Raw genomic sequence first — 25,010 nt, forward strand, 5'->3', positions numbered from 1 at the left:
ATCAACCTCCATGACGCGGATCGAAGACGTCGCGCAGACCGTCGCCGAGCAGGTTGAACGCGAGACTGACCAGCAGGATCGCAAAGCCCGGAACGGTTGCCACCCACCAGGAGTCGAGCAGCACGTTGCGGCCGGATGCAACCATGTAACCCCACTCCGGACTTGGCGGCTGCGCGCCGAGCCCGAGAAAGCCGAGGCCCGCGACGGTGAGAATGATGCCGGCCATATCGAGCGTCGCGCGCACGATCACCGATGACGAGCACAGCGGCACGATATAGCGCAACAGGATGCGCAGCCGCGACGCTCCCTGCAGCCGCGCGACGTGAATGAAATCGGCCTGAACGAGGCGCAATGTTTCGGCGCGCGCAAGACGCGCGTACGCCGGCCACGCGGTGATCGAAATCGCGATCACCGCATTGATGACGCCGGGGCCGAGTGCGGCGGCGAACGCCAGCGCAAGCACGATTTTCGGGAAGGCGAGCGCCACGTCGGTGATGCGCATCAGCACGTTGTCGACCCAGCCGCCGAAGAAGCCAGCCGTCGTGCCGATCAGCAGGCCCACCGGCACGACGATCACCACCACGAGAATCGCAATCGAAAGCGTGAGCCGCGAGCCGTATATCAGGCGCGAAAGAATGTCGCGTCCGAGCTGGTCGGTGCCTAGCCAGTGCGCGGCGGAACCCGGCGGTAAGAGCCGATCGGTCAGCACCTGCTGCAACGGATCGTGCGGCGCGATCAGCGGACCGATCGCCGCGACGACGATCAGCAGCGCAAGAATCACAAAGCCGAAGACGGACAGCGGATTGCCCGCGAAGCGCCGCCAGCGGCGGAACGCGAGGCCGAGCGCGGCCTGTTTGCGGGACGCGGGCGTATCGCTCAGCAGCCAGTCTTTCCAATGTCGGGGCGCGGCATTCATCGGCCAGTCCTGCGTTTGCGTGGTTTGCGCGGTTTGCGGGGTCTGCGAATAGGGATCGGATGGTGGACGCACGAATCAGACCTCCTTGTCATCAGCGGGCGCGCGGATCGAACACGCGATAGAGCGCGTCGGTCAGCAGGTTGAGTGCGATGAACGTGATGCCGATCACGAGCGTGCTGCCGAGCACCGCGTTCATGTCGGCGTTCAGCAGCGCGCCCGTCAGATAAGAACCGATGCCGGGCCACGCGAAGACGATCTCGGTCAGCACAGAGCCTTCGAGCAGATAGCTGTAGGTGAGGGCGATCACGGTCAACAGCGGCACCGCGATATTGCCGAATGCGTGGCGCCAGATCACGCGCCGCTCGGGCAAGCCTTTCGCACGCGCGGTCGTGATGTATTCCTGGCTCAATTGTTCGAGCATGAACGAACGCGTCATCCGGCTCAGATAGGCGACCGAGTAGTAGCCGAGAATCGCCGCGGGCAGTGCAATGTGAGAAAACGCGTTGAAGAACACGTCCCATTCGCGGGCCATGATCGAATCGACCAGCAGGCTGCCAGTATGGGTGTCGACGAGACCATCGAACACCGGATCGACGCGTCCAGGACCGGCGACCCAGTGCAGCTTCGCGTAGAACAGCAGGAGGCCCATCAGGCCGAGCCAGAACACGGGGACGGAGCTGCCGACCAGCCCGACAAAGCGCGCAACGTGATCGATCCAGCGGTTGTGGCGAACCGCAGCGATCACGCCGAGCGGAACGCCGATCAGCACGCCGATGATCGTCGATAGCGTCGCCAGTTCGAGGGTCGCGGGAAACACGCGCTGGATGTCTTCGATGACGGGATGCGCAGTCAGCAGCGACATGCCGAAATTACCATGCAGCACGTCGCGCACGTAGATCAGAAACTGCACCGCGAGTGGCTTGTCGAGACCAAGCTGAAGGCGCGCCGCCGCGTACGCTGTCGCCGAGGCACGATCGCCGAGAATCGCCAGCACGGGGTCGATCGGCACCTTGCGGCCGATCACGAACGTGACTGCGAGCAGTCCGCTGAAGGTGATCACGAGCGTGACGACCCAGCGGGCGAGGCGCAACGTCCAGCGCATGCTGGCGCTTTCGGCTGAAAGGGCGCGCAGGCGATCGAGAGTCGTGACGGGTGTCGACATGATGAGCTCCTCGGGCGAAGGCGAAGCCATGGCAGCTTCGCCTTCGCCTGACGCGTTACTGCTTCTTCAGATCACGATACGACACGAGGTCGTTGATCGGCCCCACTTCGAGACCCGTCACACCCGGGCGCGCCGCCACCTGGGAGACCTGCTGGAACATGATCACGAAGGGCGAGCGGGCGAGCATCTGCTTCTGCATCGTCTGGTACAGATCGGCGCGCTTCGCCGTCGACGATTCCGCCAGCGCTGCATTCGTCTCTTTGGTCAGGTCAGGAATGTCCCACGAATTGCGCCACGCGAGCATCTTGTAGGCCGACTTGTCGGAGTTGTCCGGGTTCCACGCGAAGCCCTGCGCGTTGCTATGAGGATCAATATAATCCGCCGACCATTCGCCGATATAAATATCGTGCGAGCGCGAGCGATACTTCGCGAGCGTCTGCTTGTTGTCGCCGGGAATGATCTGAACCTTGATGCCACCCTGCGCGAGATTGGCTTGCACGGCCTCCGCGATCTCGCCGTAGGGATAGCCGTTGCGCACGTCCATGGTCACGGAAAAGCCATTCGGAAGGCCGGCTTTCGCGAGCAGTTCCTTCGCCTTCGCGACGTTCTGCTGATACGGGTCGGTGTTCAGCGCGCCGAGAAACCCTTCCGGAAGGAACGTTTCGTGCACCTTGTAGGTGGTTCTCGCGACGTTGCTCTGGATGCCGTTATAGTCGATCAGCCATTTCATGGCCTCCTGGACTTCCGGTTTGGCGAGGTTCGGGTTCTTGACGTTCAGGCCGAGATAGAGAAGCGTGGCCTGCGGCACCGTACTCACGTGCGCCTTGCCCGACTTCGTCACGGCGGCGAGGTCGTCCGGACTCAGGTTGCGCGCCACGTCAACGTCGCCGTTCTCCAGCAGCAGGCGCTGGCTCGACGCTTCGGGCACATGCCGCAACACGATGCGCTTCATGGCGAGCGGCACGCGATAGCCGTCGAAGCGCTGCAGCACGATGCTGTCGTTGGCCGTCCACTTCACGAGCCTGTAGGCGCCCGAGCCAGCCTCGTTGGTCCGCAGCCAGTCATTGCCGAAGTCGTTGCCCTTCTGGTGCGACAGCAGCAGCTGTTTGTCCACCACGGAGGCTGGCCACGCACCAAGCACGTTCAGCACGAACGTCGGCGCATATTTCTGGTCGGTCGTGACGCTGACGGTGGAGTCGTCGACCTTCTTGACGTTTTGCAGCACGTTGTCTTTCGTGAGGCCGATGCCTTGGAGCACTGCTGCCGCGCCCTTGTCGAGCAGGACCGTGCGCTGGATCGACCATGCGACGTCATCCGCCGTCAAGGCATTGCCCGAGTGGAACTTGAGACCCGGGTGGATCTTGAACGTGAACGTCAGGCCGTCCGGGCTGACGGTCCACGATTGCGCAACATCGCCATTGAATTTCGACGGGTCCTTCAGATCGACGCGCACCAGCCGGTCGTACGTGTTCGCCACATATTCTTCCGGGACCAGTTCATACACTTCGCCGGGGTCGAGCGTCGTGAATTCGTCGAGGAAGGTCGCCATGACGAACATGTCCTTCGGCGTGGCCGCCTCGGCCGGGCCAGCCGCCGTGAAGGTCAGGGTCAGGGCTGAAGCGACTGCTGCCGCTGCCAGCGCATTGCGCAATACCAGTTTCATACTCGCTCCGTAAGGAAGGGGGTAGAGCCTGCAAGGGAACCTCGGATGCCGGAAATCGAACGCCACTACATGAGACGAAACGGGCCGCTTTCGCTGTTGTCGATGAGCGGCAGAACGCGTGAGCCAGGCAACTCGTAATGCCACCATTCGCTCTTGATGTGCGTGAAGCCCGCCGCATGCATGACGCCCAGCAGCAACAGGCGGTTGCGCTGCACATGCTGGGGCAGGTCCGGATGAAAATGCTCGGACTCGATCGTCATGGCATCGAACCACGTGCCCATGTCGAGCTCCTGGCCATTCGCGTCCAGCAGCGTCAGATCGATCGCAGTGCCGCGGCTGTGATTCGAACCACGGGCGAGGTCTGCGATGTAAGTCGGATCGGGAAGAAAGTCCCACAGCACCTGCTGTGCCTGAGGTGGCCGGTAGGCGTCGAAAATCCGCAGCGTGGTGCCGATGCCGCGTGCGATTTCGACTGCCCGCCGCAGGCCCGCTTCGGCGGGTTCGAGCAGCAGGCAATGCGCCGTCCTGTAGATCGCCTTGCCGGTCAGATTGCGGTCGGTCGCGTAGACCAGGTCGATGTCGACGCCGTGGCTCGCGGATGTGATCGGGATGAGTCGGTGTTGTTCTGTCATCGAAATGGGTGTTTGAATCCTGTGTGTTGGGCGCGTATGCCGGGCTGAAGACCAGGGCTAAAGATCGAACTGATCGAGTTCGCGCTGCAATTCGCGATTGCGCGCGACGCGTTCGTCGATCGTCGGGCCAAGCCGTTCGACGATCGATGTGATCAGCAGATTGAACAGGCAAGTCAGCGGCGCGAGTGAATCCCAGAACTGGCCGACGTCGGTTTTCACCTGCAGCAGGTCGCACGGAAAATCGCGCGCCCACGGGCAGTAGAGATCGGTTACGAGCGCGAACGGCAGGCCGCGCCGCGCGGCTGCCTCGCAGTAGTTGCGGGCAATGCGCGAGTATGCGCGGGTATCGGTCACGACGAGATACGGCAATGCGAACTCCGAGTTCAGCGAATCGACGTACGAGCCAGACATGCCGTCGGAATAGAACACACGCGGCCGGATGTATTCGAGGTAGCTGGAAAAGGCGTTGCTGATGCCGCGCGTCGATTGAATACCGAGGATGTACACCGCGTCCGCGCTGGAGATGCGCCCGGCGATGCGCGCGAAGGCCGGTGTGCGCGCAAGCTGGTAAACGTACTGGATGGCTTCGAGCTCGAGATCGAGTGAGCGCGTCAGCGCGCCGTTCTCGCCCGCGGCCGCGACTTCGCCGGGTTGGCTGGCGTGGCCCGACTGTGCCGATAACCGGCGGTATTCGTCGAGCCGGTCGGTGATCATCCACGGGCGTTCCTGGGCGCCGCGCAGTTCCCGCTTGAGGTCGTCGAGGTTGCGATAGCCGACGCAGCGCAGAAAACGTCCGACAGAAATCCCGCTCGTACCGGTTTGCTGCGCGATCTGGTCGGCGGTTTCGAGGCCCAGCCGTTCGATGTTCGCCAGCATGTAGCTCGCGATACGCTTCGCCGTCGGGGTGAGATCGGCAAAGCGCGATTCGACGGTCTGCGTGAAGGCGGTCGGCATCGTGGCGGCAGGTCTGGTTATTTATCTATCATTTGTTCTTGAGCTGACATACATCTAACAAAGCCAATATAGTCAGCGCCAACTTAAATAATTAATTGAAGGCGTTGGTTCGATAGCTTAGAGCAGTTCGCCGTGCTCGCGCATGGGCGTTCAGGATTTCCTGACGGGAGATTCAGCCGACCTGCTGCGCATTTTCCAGCCTTCCTGACTGTGTGGAATGGTCAGCCTGCCTAGGATTGACTATAGAGATCATCTTTTCCAGCGGGCGCACCATGACCGATCATCCAGCCGACCACGAGGAAGCAGTCGAGCAGGTGAACGACGTGTGTCTGCGTCTGTTCGATACGTGGTGCGAAAGCAGAAGCGTCATACCGCTTGGCTACCTGATGCACTGTTGGCCGCTGCGGGATAGCGGCCCGGCTTCCGTGCGGCGTCTGGCGGACGCGTTGCGGGAACTGAGCAGGTCGCATCCCGGCGCACTGGGCGGCAGCACCTGGCCGATATTCTGCGAACTGGCGTCATGCATCGATGAAGTCCTGCTGTATCCGGGGATACGAAGGCTGCCAGTGGTGCGCGACTAAAAATTCCTCATATCCAGGCGGTCCGTCAGGTCCAGCGCGGGCACTGTCGATCATGGGGAATCGGAACGACGCTGACCGTCCGGCGAGGGGAATCGCCGACCGGCCACCCTTGCGCTGCACCGGGCAGGGCGTGCGTAGACCCCGCTTCGGCAACGAGTGCAGAATAGACGAAACAAGAACCGGAGCACTCGCGGGGACGTATGGCAGACGACATGCGCAAAACGTGGTGGGGTTCAGTCAGCCGCTTTCGGAGTAGCGTCGTATTGCGCCTGCTTGTGACGGTGCTGCTGTTCAGCTGCGCGGTGACGCTGCTGTTGACCGCAGTGCAGCTTTACGGCGACTTCCAACGCGGCGTGGCACAGATCGAATATCGCCTTGCGGATATCGATCGCAGCAGTCGCGACAGTCTCGCCGAAGCGCTCTGGCGGCTCGATACCGCACAACTTCAACTGGAACTCAACGGCATCCTGCGTCTGGACGACATACATGCCGTGGAAATCCGCGAGACCGGGAAAGCGGGCACATCCAGCTATGTGAGTGCTGGCGGGCGCTCTGCAGGTCCGGTCATCGCCCGTGAGTTTCCGATCGTGTACCACCTGCAGGGCAAGGACCGGAAGATCGGCACACTCTACGTCGAAGCGACGCTCGTCGATCTCTACCACGATCTGCTGCGAACCGCCGTGGTGATTCTGGCGACTCAGGGCGCCAACACCTTTCTCGTCTCGCTGTTCACCATCTACATCCTGTCGCGCCTCGTGATGCGCCATGTGGCCGCCATCGCACGAACCGTGGAGCGCTATGATTTCCGTGAGGCGCCTCTGCCTTTCGTTCTTCAGCGTCGCGAGCCGCGTGAGCCGGATGAACTCGATCGCGTCGTGGCGGCGTTCAATGCGATGGGGGCGCGATTGCATCGTGCCTATCTCGACGAGCGGGACGCCGCGGCCGAACGCGAAGCGCGCGATCTGGCGGAAGCGGCCAACCGCGCCAAAGGCGAATTCCTCGCCAACATGAGTCATGAACTGCGCACGCCGTTGAACGGCATTCTTGGCTATGCGCAGATCCTCGGACGCGACGCCGAGCTGAACCAACTTCAGCGTGAAAGGATCGCGATCATGCGTCGCAGTGGCGAACATCTGCTGACCTTGATCGAAGACACGCTCGATTTTGCGAGGATCGAAGCAGGCAAGTTGCGTGTCGTGGTCTGCGATGTGCCGCTAGCGGGGCTCGTCGACGTCATTCGCGAGATCATCGGTGTGAAAGCTGAGCAGAAGCGCCTCGAATTCAATTGCGAAATCACGCCGGACGCTTCCTCCGGCGTGCGTGCCGACGAGCGGCGCTTGCGGCAGGTGTTGCTCAACCTGCTGGCAAACGCGGTGAAGTTTACCGATAGCGGCTGCGTCAGCCTGCATATCTCGAAGTCCGTGTCGAACCAGGTCCGTTTCGAAGTACGCGATACGGGCATCGGCGTCGCTCCGGGCCAGCTGGAGACGATCTTCGAACCATTCGAGCAGTTGGGCCCGCGCGAACGACGCGCCGGAGGCGCCGGCCTCGGGCTCGCGATCAGCCGGGAATTCGTGCGCGCGATGGGAGGAGAGATCGACGTCGAGAGTCATCTCGGGCAGGGCAGCGCATTCTGGTTCGAACTCGCGCCGGCGAGCGTTTTGCCGACCTCGTTCGCGAGTGCCGGCGCGCCGCCGGCGCACATGGCGACGGGCTACGAGGGTCCACGCAGGAAGGTGTTGATCGTTGACGACATCGCGGTCAACCGCGCGGTCGCCGTGGACTTGCTGAGCCGTCTCGGCTTCGACACCGTCGAGGCTGAAAACGGGCGCGAGGGGCTCGAAAAGGCACAGCACGAAACGCCGGACCTGATTCTCACCGACATCGTGATGCCCGAAATGGACGGCCTTCAGTTGACGCGTAACCTGCGTCAAGTGCAGGGCTTCGAGCACATTCCAATCGTTGCGATGTCCGCCAGCCCGTCGGGATCCGACAAGGCGATAAGCATAGCCGCTGGCATGAATGCCTTCCATTCGAAGCCGGTCGACCTTGAAGCATTGCTGACGCAGATTGCCGCACTGCTTGATCTGCAGTGGACCTATGCGGCGCAGGCGCCTTCGGGGCGCACTGACGTGCCTGCCGTGTCCGCGCCGGCTGTGCCTCGGCAGCAGATGGAGGAACTTCATCGCCTCGCCCGCTTGGGCGACATGTCTGAAATCGTCTTGTGGGCCGAGCGCGTGGCAGCGATCGATTCGCGCTATCTGCCACTCACGGCACAGCTTTGCGCGCTCGCGCGGGGCTACCAGTCGCGGGCGATCCTCCAGCTGGTGGAACGGCATATGAGCTGCGAGCCTGAATCATGAGCGATCTGATCCCGGATTCCGGTGAACGCCCGACCATCCTCATCGCAGATGACACGCCGGCAAATTTCGGCGTGGTCGTCGATAGCCTGATGGACCGGGGTTTTCGGGTACTCGTTGCGCTCGACGGCGAGGAGGCGCTCGAGCGTGCGCTGTTCTCGAGGCCCGACCTGATCCTGCTCGACGTGAAGATGCCCGGTATCGACGGTTTCGAGACCTGCAGGCGGCTCAAGGCGGATGAGCGCACGCGCGATATCGCGGTAATCTTTATGACGTCGCTGACGGACAGCGAAGACATGATCGAGGGTTTTTCGGCAGGCGGCGTCGATTACGTGACCAAGCCGGTGCAGGTCAACGAAATGATGGCGCGCATCGAGACCCATCTGGCGATGCGCGCGATGCACAGTCAACTGGTCGCGCAGAACCGCCAGCTTCTGAACGAAGTCGCGATACGCCAGCAGGCCGAAGCGGCGTTGTCGCGAGCGCGCGACGAACTCGAACAGCGGGTCGAGCAGCGCACGCAACAGCTTGCGCAGGCGAATGCAAGCCTTTCCGCCCAGATTGAAGAGCGCCGCCGGGCCGAAGCGAAACTGCAGTCGAGCGAAGCACGCTTTCGCACCATCGTCGAGACGAGCCCCATCCCGCTTTGCATCACTTCGATGCCAGAGGGAGTCATCCTGTATTCGAACGAACCGCTGCGCGAACTGTTAGGGATCGCAGCGCGCGCGGGCACACTGACCAACATCGTCGACTTCTATGTCGATCCTGCGGACCGCGATAGGCTGGTGTCCCACCTGTGCAGGGAGGGGAGCTTCAGCAACTCGGAAGTCCACCTGCGGCGCGCGGACGGCACGACGTTCTGGGTCATGGCGACTGCGCGCGTAGCCACGTACGGCGACGCGCCGGCGATCTACGTCGGCCTGAACGACATCTCGGCGAGGATGCGCATCGAGCAGGAGCTGTTCGAGTCGCGCGAGCAGTTGCGCGAACTGTCCGCCTACATGGAGGCCATCCGCGAAGGAGAGCGCAAGCGCATCGCGATGGAAATTCACGACGAACTGGGCCAGTTGCTGACGGCCTTGAAGATGGACGTTTCGTTGCTGAAGATGCGTCTTGGCGGCGACCCCGAGGCGAAACGGAAGACCGACGACATGCGCGAACTTGTCGAGAAAACGATCTGGATGGTGCGCAATGTCGCGAACCATCTGCGGCCGGCCGCCCTGAACTTCGGGATCGTTTCGGCGCTGGAGTGGCTGGTCGAGGACTTCGGACGGCGCAACCGCATTCCCTGCCAGTTGCGCATCAACGGGGGCGAGCCGACGCTGCCGGATTCTCACGCCACGGCCGTGTTTCGTATCGTCCAGGCCTCGCTGACCAACGTCAGCCGCCATGCGGGGGCGACGCGCGCCGACGTCACGCTGACCAGCACTGCGGCGGCGCTCGAACTCCATGTCAGCGATGATGGCTGCGGTTTCGATCCGGCGACGGCGGGCAGAAGCAGTGCCTACGGCCTGCTCGGCATGCAGGAGCGCGCCCGCCTGATCGGAGGGACGATGTCGATCAACAGTGCGCCCGGCACGGGCACAGCCATTTCCATTCGCATTCCGCTCGAGGGCGGGGGGGAAAATGATCCATATCCTGATAGCCGATGACCACGCGATCGTGCGCGGCGGGCTGAAGCAGATCATCGCCACGACAACCGACATCGTCGTCGCTGCCGAGGCGTCGCAGGGCTCGGAAGTGCTCGACAGGCTGCGCGCGGGCCAGTTCGATCTGATGCTGCTGGACATGACGATGCCCGGCATCAGCGGGGTCGATCTGATCCGGCGCGTGCGTGCCGAGCAACCCGGTTTGCCGGTACTGGTGCTGAGCATTCACAACGAGGCACAGGTCGTATCCCGTGCACTGCGGGCTGGCGCGACAGGCTATGTGACGAAGGACAGCGATCCGGACGTGCTGCTCGCGGCGATCCGCAAGCTGGCCGCCGGAGGACGGTTTATCGACCCGAAGCTGGTCGATGCGATGGTCTTCGAGACCCATTCCGGCGACGCGCCGCCGCATGAGATTCTGTCCGACCGCGAATTCCAGGTGTTGCGGATGCTTGCGGCCGGCCAGAGCATCAACGACATTGCCGAATCGTGCTCGCTCAGCGCCAAAACCATCAGTACCCACAAGATGCGCCTCATGCAGAAGCTCGGCCTCAACAACAACGCGGAACTGATCCGCTATGCGATCAGACACGGTCTGGTCGCGGAATGAGGTGGGCTTTAAGGAAATCCTGAAGCTTTAACCAGCGTTTCCCGAAGCCACAATCCGCCGCTGCCGACTGATAAATCGCCGGCGTTGCCGCACGATCCTCCTATGGGCACCAGAGGCCGCGAGGAGGGGATGACATGGTTGCGACAGGCTCATTGCGTGGGCTGCGCGAAAAACTGCTGGCCACCGCGGGCGCGCAGCCGGTTCGCGTGCTGTCGCTGCACCGTTCGCAGGACGGTCTGACACGCCGGGTGTGCGTCGAGGTCAGGCGGCCCGCCGGGCCGCTCGTGCTGTTTTTCTTCCGGCACGGCGACGGCACCTGGCATATGTTCCCGCCCGCGGACACCCTGTGCAGGATGAGCTTCGAGCCGCTCGTTGCCTGACGTGGCGATTCCGGCAAAGGGAGGCATGCATGGTTAGAGAACAGTCTGGGGAACTGTCGATGCACGAGACAGAATTGCGCGCGTGGATGAGCGCATGGTACGACCACGCATTCGCCGTCGGCTTCATCCGGCCACCATTCGTCCTGGATCACCCGACCGCAGTGAGGCTCGAGGGCTATTTCAATGCGGGGCTGACGCCGGAGGAGGGAGCCAACGCGATGTTTGGTGTCGTGCATTGACGTGTCCGTGGCGAGCCGGGACAGCGGGATTGTACGGTTTGCCAGCAGGCCTGCGCCGTGGCACGATGAGACTCATGAGGCGGGAATCTGAAGGGACGTGCGCCGATTCCGGCGCGTCGCTCCTGTGTCGACACCCCCAACCATCCATGCATCGCAGGCGTTTTGTACTGGCTGCGCTGAGTGCGGCAGGCGTGGCGCTTGGCGTGCCTGCCGCGCCGGCAATCCGCTTCGATATCGTCTATCCGCGCATCCGCCCCGGGGGCGACGTGCATGCCGCGTTTGCGCTGGCGGTCCTCGATCTGGCGATGAAAACGGCTAACGCCAGCTATACCGCACGGCAGACCGAAATCGTCATGGAGCGCGGCCGCGCGCTGGCCGAACTGGCGAATGGCGGCGATACGATCAATCTGCACTGGACGAGCATGGAGGCGCGAGCCGAGCGCGGCTTGAACGTGGTCCGGATTCCGATTCATCGCGGGCTGATCGGTTACCGGGTGTTTGTCATAAGAAAGGATCGTCAGCCGGACTTCGACCGGATCGAGCACCTTTCCGATCTGAAGACCCTTACGGGGGGGCAGGGGCTCGGATGGATCGATACCGAAATCCTGAAGGCTGCAGGGCTGAATGTGCAGACCTCGACCTACGAAACGATGTTCGAGATGACCCAGAGCGGCCGGGTCGACTATTTTCCGCGAGGCGTCGTGGAAGCGTTTGCCGAACTGGAAGGACGTCGGCACCGTGAGCCCGATCTCGTCGTCGAGAACCGGTTGCTGCTGAAGTATCGATCCGATTTCATTTTCTATGTCGCCACGGGGCACGAAGCGATGGCGGAGACGATCGGAAAGGGGCTCGTTGCCGCGTATAGCGATGGTTCTTTCATAAGACTCTTCAACTCACATCCCTACATCCAGGATGCGCTGACGCGCACGAAGCTTGCGAACCGGAAGACCTTTCATCTCGACAACCCCTTCCTCTCCGAAGCAGACCGCAGGATTCCGGACGAGTACTGGGTGAGTTGACGGCGCCTAGGACCGCTTACCCGTCGCGGCTTTCGGGATCGGTTCGGGGCGGCGTCCGCGATGGGCAAGGCGCGCTTGCGCAATGCGCCGCTTAGCCGGAGCGGACGTTTCGTTGCCACACGTCGATGATTGCCTCGTCGAGGTCATCCCTGTCGAGACCGGTCTCGTCGTCGATCCATTGCCGCGCCCATTCGAGGGCGAATTGCTGCGCAGCTTCCCGGCTCTTGAAGCGCGGACCGACAAGACCGGAACGCGCGACGCGCTGTGCGTCCTTAGCGATCTCGGCCCAGCCGCGGAACCGGGCATCCGCCACCGGGTCGGCGGCGATATAGATGACGTAGCCGCGCGGATCGAGTATGCGTTTGCCGTGCGACGCGAGGCCCATCCATGGTGAGGCAGGCGGCTGGGCGAACCGGACGGTGTTCCCGGGCGGGTGGGATTCGACACGAACGAGCCCGGCACTCGATGGACCCGCGAGCTGCCTCGTCATTTCAGTGAACGAATCCGCGGTGTGGGCACGCACGGGCGTGCTGCCCGGTGCCTGCCACGTAGCAGGGTTTTTCCAGAATACCTGGCGAAGCCCCTCTTCACGGAGCTGGCGGCCGATCCGTCGCGGTGGGGTGCTGGCGCCTTCGAGGAACGTATCCGCGCCATGGTAGAAGGTGCGTCCCGCATCCGCGAGAACCTTGAGCATCTGGGCCAATGCGCCAGTCGAGCGCCACCCCTCGAACCGGCACCGGCAGGTCGGCGCCGATGGATAGGTCCCCGGCAACCTCGACCAGGGTTCGCCCGTCGTCAGGACCCACAGCACTGCGTTCGCCACCAGGCGAACCTGCGTGCGTGGCCGGCCGCGCTGGCCGTGCGCGACGGTTGCATCCGACAGAAGAGGTGCAAGCAGGGCCCATTCTTCGTCGCTGATCTCGTTGAAGTGCATGCCGTTTCCCCCTCACCAGACGATTCGCTTACAGGGGTAAAGCGGTGGTTTGGCAGACTGACGATCCAGTTGCCAACGCTGCGCCGGCAGGGTGTGGCGAATCCGACAGGGCTGCCAGCGTGGGCTGCGCGTGGAAGCGAAAATGACACAGCACGTGTGGCGCGACGGCCAGCTTCCCAAGCTGCGCGGCCGAAAGCCCGATCAGGATGTCAGCGACTTCAGGCGTCAGGCAGAAGCGCGCCATGCCCGCTGTCCTGTCTTCACGCAACAGGCTCTGGACCAGCGACAGGTACGCGAGATTGAAATCCCGCACGAAGTCGAGTGAGTCGGTTGTGCCCATCTCTGCCTCCTGCTGCCAACGTCTGTTCCGTCTGCCTGTTGCGTCGCGCGCCTCGCGCGCCCCTGCTCGCGCTATCCGGTGGCGGTCGCCCGGTTCGTGACGGACCACAGGGCGAGCAGGTCCTCTACGCAATCGGATAACTCGCAGAGTTGCTGAAATGCGTCGGCGCTCAGCTCGTGGAGATGTTGTCGTCTGAGGTCGCGGATCGCGTTACCGAGGCGCCGTAGGGGCTCGGGGTCGCTGCTCACGAGCGGCCAGCCGCGCAACAGAAAAGTGAGCGGCATGATGCTCCTGCGTTCGCACCAAAGATCGAACAGGCGAGAGCACATCGTGTTGATGTGCTCGACGGCATTTTCTCGCTCGGACAGATAGGGAACCATGGCGGCGCGCGAACACGGGATGATTGACGTGTCTTCATCCTATGTGGCTAGTAATCGCAGCGCAGTCAGGACATGAAGAAAACAGGTCAGGGCTTTGCTGAACTTCCGGTCAGGAAATCCTTAGGCGCGGGGACGGCCGCCACTCAAGCCGCCGGTCTGTGCACCGGTGTGCGCTTCGCAAACCGCCGCGCACCCGCCACGCAAGCGACGACGATAACCGTCACGAAGACCATCTCCGGCGGCACCGCTTCGTGCAGCAACAGCGCGGCGAGCGCGAGGCCGAAGAAGGGCTGCAACAGCTGTAATTGTCCAACCCCGGCAATACCGCCCAGCGCGAGCCCTCGATACCAGAACACGAAGCCGATCAGCATGCTGAAAAGCGATACGTACGCGAGACCCCAGAGCGCGGCGTGACTGATGCCGTCGAACGACGCCGGACGCACCCACCATGTCAGCGGCAGCATCACCGGCAACGACAGCACCAGTGCCCACGAGATCACCTGCCAGCCGCCGAGATGCCGCGACAGCCGTGCGCCTTCCGCGTAACCGAGGCCGCAGACGACGATCGCCGCGATCATCAGCAGGTCGCCGACCGGCGACGCATCGACGCCATTGCGCAAGGCGAACGCGACCACGGTGGCGCTGCCGATGACGGAGCATAGCCAGAACGCCGGTTGCGGGCGCTCGCCGCCGCGCATGACACCGAAGATCGCCGTTGCGAGCGGCAACAGGCCGATGAACACCACCGCATGCGCGGCGGTGATGTGCCGCAGTGCCAGCGCGGTGAGCAGCGGAAAGCCCACGACGACGCCGAGCGCCACCATCGCCAGTGGCAGGAAATCGCGCTTCGCAGGGCGCGTTTGACGAAACACCAGAAGCAACGCGAGCCCTAACGTGCCGGCGATGGCGGCGCGCGCCACGGTCAGAAAGACCGGATCGAATCCTTGAATCGCGATACGCGTCGCGGGCAGCGAGCCGCTGAAGATCAGCATGCCGACGAAACCGCTGAGCCAGCCGTTCGTTGTTTTTTGCATTGGGACCGGGTCTTCGATAAATATGGAACGCACATGATGCGCCGGGCGAGCGCGCAGGGTAAGCTACGGATCAGTACAATTCAGGCAAACTGTACCGATCAAGGAGCAGTACAGATGGCGGAAGATGGCAGCAACAGCGTGACGACAGGCACGCGCGTCGCGCTCGTGATGGACGCGCTGCGCGAGCGGATCGCGAGCCGCTCGCTGATGCCCGGCGCGCGCGTGCCGTCGATCCGTGCCATGACCGACTCGCTCGGCGTGTCGAAGTCGACGGTGGTCGATGCATATGACAGGCTGGTCGCGCAAGGGGCAATCGTGTCGCGGCGCGGGTCCGGGTTCTTCGTATCCGGCCACGCGCCGCCGTTTGCGCTGGCGGATCTCGGGCCGCAGCTCGATCGCGAAGTCGATCCGTTGTGGCTTACGCGCCAGTCGCTCGAAATCGGCGTCAAGGCGCTCAAGCCTGGCTGTGGCTGGATGCCGGCGTCATGGATGCCGGAGGACGGCATGCGCCGCGCGTTGCGGGCGATTGCCCGGGACCCGGACGCGCCGCTCGCCGAATATGCATCGCCGCCCGGCTTGCCCGCGCTGCGTCAACAGGTCGCGTGGCGGCTGTCGCAGCATGGCGTCGACGCAGCGCCGGAGCAGATCGTTCTGACCGACGGCGGCACGCAGGCGCTCGACCTCGTGTGCCGCTTCCTGCTGGAACCGGGCGACACGGTACTGATCGACGATCCCTGCTATTTCAACTTTCAGGCGCTGCTGCGTGCGCATCGCGTGCGCACGGTCGGCGTGCCGTACACACCGTCGGGACCGGACCTCGAACGATTCGAACGCGCGCTGATCGAGCATCGGCCGAGGCTTTATGTGACGAATTCCGCGATCCACAATCCCACCGGCGCCACGCTTGCGCCGACAATCGCGCATCGTCTGCTGAAACTGGCCGCGGAGCACGATCTGCTGATCGTCGAAGACGACATCTTCGCCGACTTCGAAGACGAGCCTGCGCCGCGCCTCGCTGCGTTCGACGGTCTCGCGCGCGTGGTGACGATCGGCAGCTACTCGAAGACGCTGTCGGCGGCGGTGCGATGCGGCTACATCGCGGCGCGCGCGGACTGGATCGAACCCTTGATCGATCTGAAACTTGCGACGTCGTTCGGCAACGGGCAGCTCGCGGCCAGCGTCGTCCACCGCCTGCTGGTGGACGGCACGTATCGGCGCCATCTGGAGAGCGTGCGTGCAAAACTCGCCGACGCGATGGGCGATACGGTGCGGCGTCTGAGGCAGGCGGGACTGCAGATCTGGACGCGTCCGCGCGCCGGCATGTTCATCTGGGCGCAACTGCCAGACACGCTCGACGCTGCCGACGTCGCGCGTCACGCGTTGGCCGACAACGTCGTGTTCGCGCCAGGCAATGTGTTCAGCGTGTCGCAATCGGCGGCGGGATTTTTACGGTTCAACGCGTCGCAATGTAACCGGCCGAAAGTGTACGAGGCGCTGCAGCGCGCGATGGAGCGCTCAGCGCGGTCATAGCGTGACGGCCGGCGGGGGAAGTGGCGCGTTAAACCGTCGCAACTTTCCCTCGCATCCGCCTGCTTCCGCTTGCACCCGTTTACTTCCCGCACAGCAGCAGGAGCCTTTCCTGCTCCGAGCACGGGGGCTTGCTGGCTTTCTGGACGGTCTCTTCGGGTGTTGCTGCCGCAGGGGTAGCAGTCGCCCCGGCGCTCTTGTGCGCGATACAGGCACGCAGGCGCTTTTCCATCGGCGGATAGTATTTCCAGCCCTTGCCGAGATCGGGCAGTTCGAGCTTCACTTGTTTCCACTTCGGATGGCCGTGTTCCTGGAGGTTGTCGAAGTTTGTACAGAGCGAGTCGGCGAAGCGGTCAAGTTTGCCGACGGTGTCGCGCAGGTTGTAGTCGTATGTGACGAGAAAGGCCTTGACGGTCAGTGTCTGCACATCGTCCTTTATCCAGTTCGGATAGCTTGATGTGCGGATCGTGGCCGGATAGTAGGCCTGTTTCGCTCGTGCGGTTTCCGGCGCAGCTGGATCGAGCTTGAGAAGCCGGATCTTCTGCAACAGTTCGGGATTCATGTCGGTGAAAAGCTTCGCTGGCTGGCCCGCAACGACGATTGCCACATCGATCTTCCCCACGATCAACGCGGCGAGCGCGTCCTCGTTGGACAGGTGCTGCGCGTTTTGCTCGGGAATCGGCTGGCCGAACATCAGGCGATAGAGCGTCGTTGCCGATTGCGCCGTGCCGCTGCCGATCAGTCCGACGCTCATGTTCTGGTTCTTGATATCGTTGATGCTCTTGAGCGGCGAATCTGCACGCACGACGAAATAGATTTCCTCGTCATAGAGCGGCATGATCAGGCGCAACGGTCGAATCGTTGTACCCGCATCGGCATTGCCGCTGTTCGCCATGTCCACGTAGGCCTGATACACGTCGGACTGCACCAGCGCGAGCTTGACACCCGGCTCGAAGCGCATGCGCTGCACGTTTTCGGCGGAGCCTTTCGACGGCATCACCTCCAGCTCGATGCCGGCCGGGTCGGCGACCCACTTCGCCAGATCCGCACCAATCTGGATGTACGTGCCGCGCTCCGGCCCGGTGACGATCTTGTAGTGCGCATCGGCCGCCAGCGCGGTTGACGAAGCCAGCGCCAGTACGATCAGTCCCGCCAGAATGTTCTTGAACATGGTCTCCACCTTGTCTGTGTGGTTGGGGATGCTCGCGCAGCCACGCGCGAGGCGCGATGCACGGATGAGTCAGGTCTTCGATGTCATGGGCAACAGGTTCGTCGGTGATGCGGTTGTTTCGCGTGTCGTCGTTTTGCAGTCTCCGGTGCAGTGGCAGGTTCAGGGCGCGGCGGGTGCGGCAGATGCCGGTGTCGCGGCGCGTGGCGCGGGATGACTCCAGCCGGATTCGACAATCGCGCGGATTCTGGCGTCGACGCTGTTGGGGTCCGTGCCTGATGTCGCAGCCGCAGCCGCAGCCGCAGTCGCAGTCGCAGTCGCCGGCGTCGGCGTCGGCGTCGGCGTCGGCGTCGGCGCCGGGGCTGGTGCAGGGGTGTTTGCGACCGGAATCTGTGCGTTCGCGTTGCCGCGTTTCGCGGGCCTGGCCGGAGGCGGGTTGGCCGTGGCGATGGTGGGCGCCGTGGGCGCCGTCGCCTGTGCGCCACCGCGCGCGGTCGGCAGGGCTGGCGTGTTCCAGCCCGCTTCGCGTATCGAACGTTCGAGTAGCGCTCTCACGTTGGGGTTGGTCGCATCGATCGCGAGCGCGTCGGTGGCGTTGTGGCGCACGCAACTCCACAGACGGTCAGCCGCGCACACGTTCGCATTGCTCATCGCGTGGTCGCGTTTCGTCTGGCGCTGTAGCAGGTCCTGCTGCATGAGCCGCGCATCCGCATTGTCCGGCTGGGCGACGAGCACTTCAGCCAGCACTGCCTGAGCGCCGGTCAGATCATTCGCCTGCAGGCTGGCGCGCGCCGCCTGCAGGGCCTCGGGCACGTCCCGATGTTTCGTTATCCCGCGCGGCGGCAGCGGCGGCAGGACAACGGGCGCTGGCGCGAGCCCTGCGGGCGCAACAGGCAAAGGAACATGCGCTACCGGAGGGGCAGGCGCGGGCGTGGTCGGTGATGGGGAAATCGACGCAACGCCCTGTCGTGCGCTGGGGGCAGAGGCCGGTTCGTACGGGACGATGGTGCCCGTTGCGGTTTTCGTTGCGGGTTCGTCAGTCGTGGAGTCCTTGTGGTCGCCAAACAACGCATAGCCCGCGTACAGCAGCGCGCCGAAGAGCAGGACCACCACGAGACCCTTGGTGAAAATCCACTTGCCGAGGCTTTTCCACAGCGGCACCGGCATGCTGAGCGGCGCAATTGGCGTGTCGGGCAGCATGAGGTGCGGATGATGCGCGGCATGCTGGGTAGCGGATTGCGCGGCGCCAGGCACATGCGTATCGGGGTCGTCGGGCGGCAACGCATGCCCTGCCGCTTTCTGGCGGATGCCATACGCAACTGCATGACTTGCGCCGCACCACGGACAGGTATCGTCGGGCGGATACAGTGCGCCGCCGCAGCGTTTGCATGGCGTCGGGAAACTCTGGCCAGGAGTAGTCTGGGTGGACATGTGTTGGACCCACCAGTTTCGGATCGCGGTCAAGGCGATCAGGGGCATCTGCCTGATACGCGACATCTGCCCTGCGAGCGACCGGCACAATGTCATGTTGCAGGGCCGCTGAATGCAATATGTGTCGTTTCAGCGCCAACGTCAACCACCGTTGTCACCTACCCGACAGGTGACTTCGGGACATGTGTGAAGAACGATCGATCGGTGGACTTTTTGATACCCACCACGCTGCGGCATGGTGGTTTGGTCGGAGGAATGTTGCGCGATACGGCTCGCGGGCCGGACTTTCCGCCGGCCCTGCCTGATTATTGATCAATGATGCTTGCGCAACGGTACGTCTTCGAGGAACCACGACAATGCAAACGCGAGCACGACCACGCATGCCGCCGAGAGATATACGGTATGTAGTGCACTCGAGAAGGCCTGCAGATAATCGTCACGCAATGCGGCCGGCAACTGGTGGATCGTCGTGGGGCCGAGCGACTGCGGCAACTCGGTGCCGGCGGGAATGAGTTCCGAGAGACGCGCGCCAAGCCGGTTCGAAAACACCGCGCCAAACGCGGCGACACCGACCGAGCCGCCGATCGAGCGGAACAGCGTCGCGCCAGACGTGGCCACGCCCATGTGTTTGAACTCCACGGTGTTCTGCACCGCGAGAATCAACACCTGCATCACCATGCCGAGTCCGCAGCCGAGCACACCCATGTAGAGATACATCACGTGCACCGGGGTCGAGATCTGCAGCCGTGCGAGCAGGATCATCGCGACGGCGACGAGGAACGTGCCTGCGATCGGGAACATCCGATATTTACCGATCTTGCTGATCACCCGTCCAGTTATGACCGACATGACCAGCACGCCACCCATCATCGGCAACATTTGCATGCCGGCCTGCGAAGGTGTGGAGCCTTTGACGACCTGCAGATACATCGGCAGAAACGTGACCGAGCCGAACATCGATACGCCGACGATGAAACCGATCAGGCTGCTCAGCAAGAACGTGCGTTGCGTGAACAGCTGAAGCGGCATGATCGGTTCAGCGGCGAGACGTTCTTCATAGATGAAGCCGCCGATACAGACGATACCGACCGCGAGCGTGAACCACAGCTCTGGCGAGGTCCACGGCAGCACCGTGCCGCCCTGGCTCGTGAACAGGATCACGCAGGTCAGCGCAGACGCGAGGAACGCGGCGCCCATGTAGTCGATGGTGTGCCTGACGTGCGCCGTGTGCGGCTTGAATACGGCAGCGATCACGAGCAGGGCGACCATGCCGAGCGGTAAGTTAATGTAGAAAATCCAGCGCCAGGACAGATGCTCGACGAGAAAGCCACCGAGCAGCGGACCGATCACGGTGGCAAGACCGAACACGCCGCCGAACATGCCCTGATAGCGGCCACGCTCCGCAGGCGGAATCACGTCGCCGATCGCCGCCATCGTAATGACGAGCAACCCGCCGCCGCCGAGACCTTGCAGCGCGCGCAGCAGGATCAGCTGCGTCATGTTCTGCGCGACGCCGCACAGCGCCGAGCCGATCAGGAACAGAACGATGGCGGTCTGCAGGACGATTTTCCGGCCGAAGAGGTCGCCGAACTTGCCGTACAGCGGCACGACGATAGTGGAGGTCAGCAGGTAAGCGGTGACCACCCACGACAGGCTTTCCAGCCCGCCCAGTTCGCCGACGATGGTAGGCAGGGCGGTCGACACGATGGTCTGGTCGAGCGCCGCCAGCAACATGACCAGCAGCAGTGCGGGAAACAGGATGCGTATCGGCGGGTGCGCGGGCGCGCTCGCGGACGAAGGCGCGGCGGCGCTGCCATGTTCAGCGGGTAAGGAGGTGGACTGGTCCATAGACTGGGGCTGCATCTTGAAATTAATTAACTTGACGATTAATATATGCGAGACAGGACGGCTCGTCAAATGGATATGGCAAAGTCAAAACTCAGTGATCGTGCGGCGCAGGCAGAAGCGACTGACGGTGTATCTGCCTCAGCAGGCGCAATGGCCGACGTGCCGGAAGCAGCGGCCGTTGCAGCCCGTCGGCCGGGGCGCCCCACGGGAAGCGCGCGAGGCCCGGACCAGCGCGCGAGGCTGCTCGACACTGCGCTCGCGCTGTTCGCGCGGCAGGGCATCCTCGATACGACGCTAGGCGCGATCGCGCGCGAGGCCGGCGTTACGCCCGCGATGGTCCATTACTACTTCAAAACGCGCGATCAGTTGCTGGACGTGCTGATCGACGAACGCTTTCTGCCGTTGCGGGCGGCCATGGGCGGTCCGTTTCAGGCGAACACCGACGATCCCGTTGCGGCGATTACGCAGCTGGCGCGCAGGCTGGTCGATGTCGCGACCGAGCATCCATGGTTTGCACCCCTCTGGGTGCGCGAAGTGATCAGCGAGGGCGGCCTCCTGAAGCAGCGCATGCACGAACGCTTTGGCGACGCCCATCAGAAGGCGTCGCTCGAGTGCATCGCGAAGTGGCAGAAAGAAGGCCGGCTGAACGCGGATCTGGAGCCGTCGCTGGTGTTTCTGTCGCTGCTCGGGCTGACGATCCTGCCGCTTGCGACATCGAAGGTGTGGCGCAACGATCCGGTGCGGCGTCAGATCAGCGCGCAAGACATCGCGCGACACGCGGTCGCGCTACTTGTGAATGGCGTAGGCCCGCAGGGCGTCAAACGCTGAGCCTGCGACCCGCGACTGGCGGGTCGGGAAAGCTTACGGGCCTTTTTCCTGACGCGGCACGCAACGTGCTACCAAGGGTTGATGCAAGAAATCGACGCAAAAGACCAGGCCTCCGCCGAAGCCGTATTGAGTATCCTGCCGCGCGTACGCGAACGGGTTACGGCGAGGACAACGAGGAACAGGAAAAGGGCCTTCAGTGGATCGCGGTTCCCGTGCTCGACCGGTTTGGCCACGTGATCGCCGGCCTGTGGGTTTCGTCTCCGGGCGATGTGGGGCGGACACGAAATCCCGTTACGTCGATTTGCTGGAAGAGGCCGGCCGTGCGATTTTTGCGCAGCCGGGTTATCACGAAGGCAACCCGTGAGGGATCGCGCAACCGCGGACCTTGTAAGAAACGGCCGGAGTATCGCCGTTGATTCACACTCGCACTTCAACTCGACGTTACTTTTCCGCCGCGCAGTCCGTGTAAGGCGGTGTGATATCAAGGACGCGAGATGACCGCAACTCGTACCGTGAAATCGAGTCAGAATGCTGTGTGTACTGTTGCGTCGAGGTCAAAACGCAAGGCTCTTTTTCAGGGCAAGATCCACGGTCTCCCGAAAGCGCTTCAGAAGGGCGGCGGGATGATCCATACAATGGCTGCGCGTGACCGCCTAACCTGTCTACAAGCAACAAAGCAAAATGAACGGAGAGTTGAGACTCGATCACGCCACGATCGTGCTTGTCGAGGACGATGCGCAAAGCCGCGAGTCGCTGGCGAGCCTGCTTGAACTGGAAGGCGCGCGCGTCGTCGCGGTGGCGGACGCGGAAGAAGGTGTCGAGGCCGCCGTCAGGTTATTGCCTGATGCCATCGTCTGCGACATCGATCTGCCCGCCATGGACGGCTTCTATCTGATCCAGCGCCTGCGCGACCACGAGATTCGCGGCGACCATTCGCCGTCGGTGGCGGTAGCGCTCACCGGTCATACCGAAGATACTTACCGTCTGCGAAGTATCGGCGAGGGATTCCAGCATTTCATGACGAAGCCGGCCCGTCCGGAAGCGCTCGTGACGCTGTTGCGTGACGCAATTGAGGCGCGGGCCGCTGGCTGAGAGTGGTGAGGCGCTGATGCAGGCGCTGCGGCAGACGTTGCAAGGCGCGCCGGCTTGACGGCCGCGGCGATCAGCCTTTGCTGGCGCTTTCCGCGGTCTGGCACGCCGCGCACAGACCCTTGAGTTCGATTTCGTCGCTGGCAAGCCGGTAGCCGGCATCCTCGATCTGCGTAACGAGCGCCTGTCGCAGCTTCGGCTGATGCAGTTCAGTGACGTTGCCGCATTGCTGGCAAACCACGAGGATGCCATGCTGGCATTGCGTCAGGTCGTGGCAGACGGTGAACGCGTTGATCGACTCGATACGGTGAACAAGGCCCGCCGAAAGCAGGAAATCCAGCGCCCGATAGACTGTGGGCGGTGCCGAGCCGGGATGGATCTGGCGCATGTCGTCGAGCAGCGAATAGGCCTTGGTGGCCCTTCCGGAAGCGAGCAGCAGTTCCAGCACCTTGCGCCGGATCGGCGTGAGTTTTTCGCCGCGCTCGCGGCAGTATTCTTCCGCCAGGGCGAGGGCGGCCTCAGACGACGGCGCCTGTGTGTGCTCATGCTCGTGCGCGTGGTCGTGCGCTGCCGGTGAGGATGCGTTTTTTCATGCATCGATTATACGGGGCAAGCGGAATCGGCGGGGATGGCCGCCTTCGTGGAGTGTGCTGCGCTTTGGGCGACCTCCCGCTTGCCGTCCAGTGCCTACGGGTTGCCTGGCAACGCAGGCCACGCGTTCAGTGCATTCTTCAGATCGCTCAGCACGTTTGACCAGTCGCCGCGAACCGTTTGACGGAAGAGGCGCGCCTGCGGATACCAGGGGCTGTCGCTGCGCTCCAGCTGCCAGCGCCAGTCGGGCGTAAACGGCAGCGCGATCCATACCGGCTTGCCGAGCGCGCCGGCCAGATGTGCGACCGACGTATCGACGCTGATCACCACATCGAGCCGGGAAACCAGCGCCGCCGTGTCGGCGAACGTGACGAGGCGGTCGGACACGTCGTGCAATGCCTCATGCTGCGCGAGCGTGTCGCGGTCGCAGTCGCGCACATCTTTTTGCAGCGAAATGAACGCTGCGTTCGCGTCGAACAGCGGGGTAAGCTGCGCGAGCTTCAACGAGCGGTTGTGGTCGTTCAGATGGCCCCGGCTGCCGGACCAGACGACGCCCACGCGCGGCCGGCCCGTTGCGCTTCGCGCCTCGAACACGTCATCCCACTGCGCGAGCCTGCCCGGCTCCGCGCGTAGGTACGGAACCGTTGCCGGAATGTCGGAGGCGCGCATCCTGAACGCGAACGGCAGACTGAGGAGCGGCACGTGATAGTCGAATGCAGGAATCGCGTCGCTGTCGCCGACGAGTTGCGCGACGCCCGGATAGTCCTGTAGCAGCGGCACGAGCACGTCCTGCACGCGCAACACCACGCGCGCGCCCGCGTCAGCCAGCCGGCCGACGTAGCGGACAAACTGCAGCGTGTCGCCCAGCCCCTGTTCGCGGTTGATCAGCACCGTTTTGCCGTCGAGTGGCTGCTGGCCGGTCCAAAGCACCGCCGCATCGAACTCGAGGCTCTGCGTGCCGTCGCGCCAGCGCCATTCGTATTCGCGCCAGCCGTGCTCGAATTCACCCCGCAGCAGGTTGGTCTGCGCGCGGTTGGTGCGTGCACCGGCGTCATTCGTGTCGAGCGTCACCGCTTTCTTGAACTGCTGCATTGCCTCGCCGAAACGGTGAAGATCGCGCAGCGCCACACCCAGATTCACATGCGCCCGGACGAAATCCGGCTTGAGCGCGATTGCCTGCCTGTAGGCGGCGATTTCTTCGTCGTACCGGCCCATGGTGCCGAGCAGGTTGCCCCGGTTGTAATGGACCTGAAAGAGCGACGGATTGCGTGCAAGGAGCCGCTCGAACATGGCCAGTGCGCGTTCGTGCTCGCCGAGCTTTGCCAGCGAAAGCGCAGCGCCATGCAGATAAGGCGGGTGATCCGGACCCTGCGCGAGGCAGCGTTCGAAGAGCGCCGCCGCTTCATCGTGACGATCGGCGAGCTGGCATACCTCGGCTGCCCAGTAAATCTGATCGCGCGAAGCGGGCATGACCTGCAACGCGCGCGTGACGAGATCGGCCGCGCGCGCGTAGTCACCGCTTTTCGCCGCGATGTAGCCGAGGCCTTCAAGCGCTTCCCCGCGATCGGGCTGCGTGGCGAGCACGCCGTTCAGGAGCGCCGCAGCTTCGTCGAGTTGTCCGCCGACAAACTTTTGCTGCGCAGCGGCGAGCGTCCTGGCGATGTCCTGCGTCATG

The 25,010-nt window shown here is 63.4% G+C and carries 22 protein-coding genes and 3 pseudogenes; 11 read left to right on the top strand and 14 right to left on the bottom strand.

All coding sequences use genetic code 11. From position 1 onward, the window contains the following. Position 1: 1 nt before the first annotated feature. From nikC to B0G77_RS34915, 5 genes are all read right to left on the bottom strand, one after another. Entirely contained in the window at positions 2 to 916 is a 915-nt protein-coding gene (gene nikC / locus B0G77_RS34895) for a nickel transporter permease (RefSeq protein ID WP_133667007.1), read from the bottom strand. A gap of 91 nt (positions 917 to 1,007) precedes the next feature. Then, positions 1,008 to 2,078 carry an ABC transporter permease gene (locus B0G77_RS34900; protein WP_133667006.1) on the bottom strand — a complete coding sequence of 357 codons (1,071 nt, stop codon included), beginning with the start codon at positions 2,076 to 2,078 and terminating at the stop codon, positions 1,008 to 1,010. Between the two features lie 55 nt (positions 2,079 to 2,133). Beyond that, on the bottom strand, positions 2,134 to 3,741 hold the full coding sequence (locus B0G77_RS34905) for an ABC transporter substrate-binding protein (RefSeq protein ID WP_133666328.1): 1,608 nt from the start codon (positions 3,739 to 3,741) through the stop codon (positions 2,134 to 2,136). Positions 3,742 to 3,806: 65 nt separating this feature from the next. Continuing rightward, positions 3,807 to 4,373, bottom strand: a complete 567-nt coding sequence (ddpX, locus tag B0G77_RS34910) for a D-alanyl-D-alanine dipeptidase (RefSeq protein ID WP_133666329.1) — start codon at positions 4,371 to 4,373, stop codon at positions 3,807 to 3,809. A gap of 57 nt (positions 4,374 to 4,430) precedes the next feature. Further along, positions 4,431 to 5,327: a MurR/RpiR family transcriptional regulator gene (locus tag B0G77_RS34915; protein ID WP_133666330.1), complete on the bottom strand. Its 897-nt coding sequence runs from the start codon at positions 5,325 to 5,327 to the stop codon at positions 4,431 to 4,433. 272 nt (positions 5,328 to 5,599) lie between these two features. Between B0G77_RS34915 and B0G77_RS34920 the strand changes: the two genes are divergently transcribed. The 7 genes from B0G77_RS34920 to B0G77_RS34950 all read left to right on the top strand — a co-directional run bounded on the left by B0G77_RS34920 (position 5,600) and on the right by B0G77_RS34950 (position 12,165). After that, the gene (locus B0G77_RS34920; protein ID WP_133666331.1) at positions 5,600 to 5,908 is read left to right on the top strand and encodes a hypothetical protein; all 309 of its coding nucleotides are present in this window, start codon (positions 5,600 to 5,602) and stop codon (positions 5,906 to 5,908) included. 212 nt (positions 5,909 to 6,120) lie between these two features. Beyond that, positions 6,121 to 8,271, top strand: a complete 2,151-nt coding sequence (locus B0G77_RS34925; RefSeq protein ID WP_243751339.1) for an ATP-binding protein — start codon at positions 6,121 to 6,123, stop codon at positions 8,269 to 8,271. Further along, positions 8,268 to 9,920, top strand: coding sequence for a response regulator (locus B0G77_RS34930; RefSeq protein WP_133666333.1), 1,653 nt, complete (start codon positions 8,268 to 8,270; stop codon positions 9,918 to 9,920). The genes B0G77_RS34925 and B0G77_RS34930 overlap by 4 nt, the downstream gene beginning before the upstream one ends. Continuing rightward, positions 9,895 to 10,527 carry a response regulator transcription factor gene (locus tag B0G77_RS34935; protein ID WP_133666334.1) on the top strand — a complete coding sequence of 211 codons (633 nt, stop codon included), beginning with the start codon at positions 9,895 to 9,897 and terminating at the stop codon, positions 10,525 to 10,527. Before B0G77_RS34930 ends, B0G77_RS34935 begins: the two co-directional genes overlap by 26 nt. Positions 10,528 to 10,661: 134 nt before the next feature. Continuing rightward, positions 10,662 to 10,907 (top strand): hypothetical protein, encoded by a 246-nt coding sequence (locus B0G77_RS34940; RefSeq protein WP_133666335.1) that lies wholly within the window; start codon positions 10,662 to 10,664, stop codon positions 10,905 to 10,907. Between the two features lie 29 nt (positions 10,908 to 10,936). Then, complete coding sequence (locus B0G77_RS34945) at positions 10,937 to 11,146, top strand: hypothetical protein (RefSeq protein WP_133666336.1); 210 nt, start codon at positions 10,937 to 10,939, stop codon at positions 11,144 to 11,146. 146 nt (positions 11,147 to 11,292) lie between these two features. Further along, a complete protein-coding gene (locus B0G77_RS34950) occupies positions 11,293 to 12,165 on the top strand; it encodes a hypothetical protein (RefSeq protein ID WP_133666337.1) in 873 nt (290 codons plus the stop codon). A 91-nt stretch (positions 12,166 to 12,256) separates the two neighbouring features. On the opposite strand, the gene B0G77_RS34955 is transcribed toward B0G77_RS34950, so the two are convergent. From B0G77_RS34955 to B0G77_RS34970, 4 genes are all read right to left on the bottom strand, one after another. Continuing rightward, positions 12,257 to 13,099, bottom strand: a complete 843-nt coding sequence (locus B0G77_RS34955) for a transposase (protein ID WP_243751340.1) — start codon at positions 13,097 to 13,099, stop codon at positions 12,257 to 12,259. Positions 13,100 to 13,127: 28 nt separating this feature from the next. After that, positions 13,128 to 13,439: a flagellar transcriptional regulator FlhD gene (locus B0G77_RS34960; protein ID WP_133666338.1), complete on the bottom strand. Its 312-nt coding sequence runs from the start codon at positions 13,437 to 13,439 to the stop codon at positions 13,128 to 13,130. 71 nt (positions 13,440 to 13,510) lie between these two features. Continuing rightward, a complete protein-coding gene (locus B0G77_RS34965) occupies positions 13,511 to 13,723 on the bottom strand; it encodes a hypothetical protein (protein ID WP_347814201.1) in 213 nt (70 codons plus the stop codon). Between the two features lie 239 nt (positions 13,724 to 13,962). Beyond that, positions 13,963 to 14,853, bottom strand: coding sequence for a DMT family transporter (locus B0G77_RS34970; RefSeq protein ID WP_133666340.1), 891 nt, complete (start codon positions 14,851 to 14,853; stop codon positions 13,963 to 13,965). 114 nt (positions 14,854 to 14,967) lie between these two features. Between B0G77_RS34970 and B0G77_RS34975 the strand changes: the two genes are divergently transcribed. Beyond that, positions 14,968 to 16,383 carry a PLP-dependent aminotransferase family protein gene (locus B0G77_RS34975; protein WP_133666341.1) on the top strand — a complete coding sequence of 472 codons (1,416 nt, stop codon included), beginning with the start codon at positions 14,968 to 14,970 and terminating at the stop codon, positions 16,381 to 16,383. Positions 16,384 to 16,462: 79 nt separating this feature from the next. Here B0G77_RS34975 and B0G77_RS34980 read toward each other — a convergent pair whose 3' ends face one another. The 3 genes from B0G77_RS34980 to B0G77_RS34990 all read right to left on the bottom strand — a co-directional run bounded on the left by B0G77_RS34980 (position 16,463) and on the right by B0G77_RS34990 (position 20,827). Further along, positions 16,463 to 17,551, bottom strand: coding sequence for a TAXI family TRAP transporter solute-binding subunit (locus tag B0G77_RS34980; RefSeq protein ID WP_133666342.1), 1,089 nt, complete (start codon positions 17,549 to 17,551; stop codon positions 16,463 to 16,465). Positions 17,552 to 17,710: 159 nt separating this feature from the next. Continuing rightward, a complete protein-coding gene (locus B0G77_RS34985) occupies positions 17,711 to 18,979 on the bottom strand; it encodes a zinc ribbon domain-containing protein (protein ID WP_133666343.1) in 1,269 nt (422 codons plus the stop codon). A gap of 312 nt (positions 18,980 to 19,291) precedes the next feature. Next, positions 19,292 to 20,827, bottom strand: coding sequence for an MDR family MFS transporter (locus B0G77_RS34990; protein ID WP_133666344.1), 1,536 nt, complete (start codon positions 20,825 to 20,827; stop codon positions 19,292 to 19,294). Between the two features lie 69 nt (positions 20,828 to 20,896). Between B0G77_RS34990 and B0G77_RS34995 the strand changes: the two genes are divergently transcribed. From B0G77_RS34995 to B0G77_RS35005, 3 genes and pseudogenes are all read left to right on the top strand, one after another. Further along, complete coding sequence (locus B0G77_RS34995) at positions 20,897 to 21,655, top strand: TetR/AcrR family transcriptional regulator (protein ID WP_133666345.1); 759 nt, start codon at positions 20,897 to 20,899, stop codon at positions 21,653 to 21,655. 108 nt (positions 21,656 to 21,763) lie between these two features. Continuing rightward, a pseudogene (locus B0G77_RS35000) lies at positions 21,764 to 22,019 on the top strand (IclR family transcriptional regulator C-terminal domain-containing protein); the annotation flags it as partial. Positions 22,020 to 22,278: 259 nt separating this feature from the next. Next, positions 22,279 to 22,747: pseudogene (locus tag B0G77_RS35005) on the top strand (response regulator). 70 nt (positions 22,748 to 22,817) lie between these two features. Here the strand turns inward: B0G77_RS35005 and B0G77_RS35010 are convergent. Continuing rightward, positions 22,818 to 23,264 (bottom strand): annotated as a pseudogene (locus tag B0G77_RS35010) (Fur family transcriptional regulator); the annotation flags it as partial. A gap of 167 nt (positions 23,265 to 23,431) precedes the next feature. Continuing rightward, a complete protein-coding gene (locus tag B0G77_RS35015) occupies positions 23,432 to 25,009 on the bottom strand; it encodes a tetratricopeptide repeat-containing glycosyltransferase family protein (RefSeq protein WP_133666347.1) in 1,578 nt (525 codons plus the stop codon). Between the last annotated feature and the right edge of the window lies 1 nt (position 25,010).

The sequence above is a fragment of the Paraburkholderia sp. BL10I2N1 genome (assembly GCF_004361815.1).
Classification (GTDB): domain Bacteria; phylum Pseudomonadota; class Gammaproteobacteria; order Burkholderiales; family Burkholderiaceae; genus Paraburkholderia.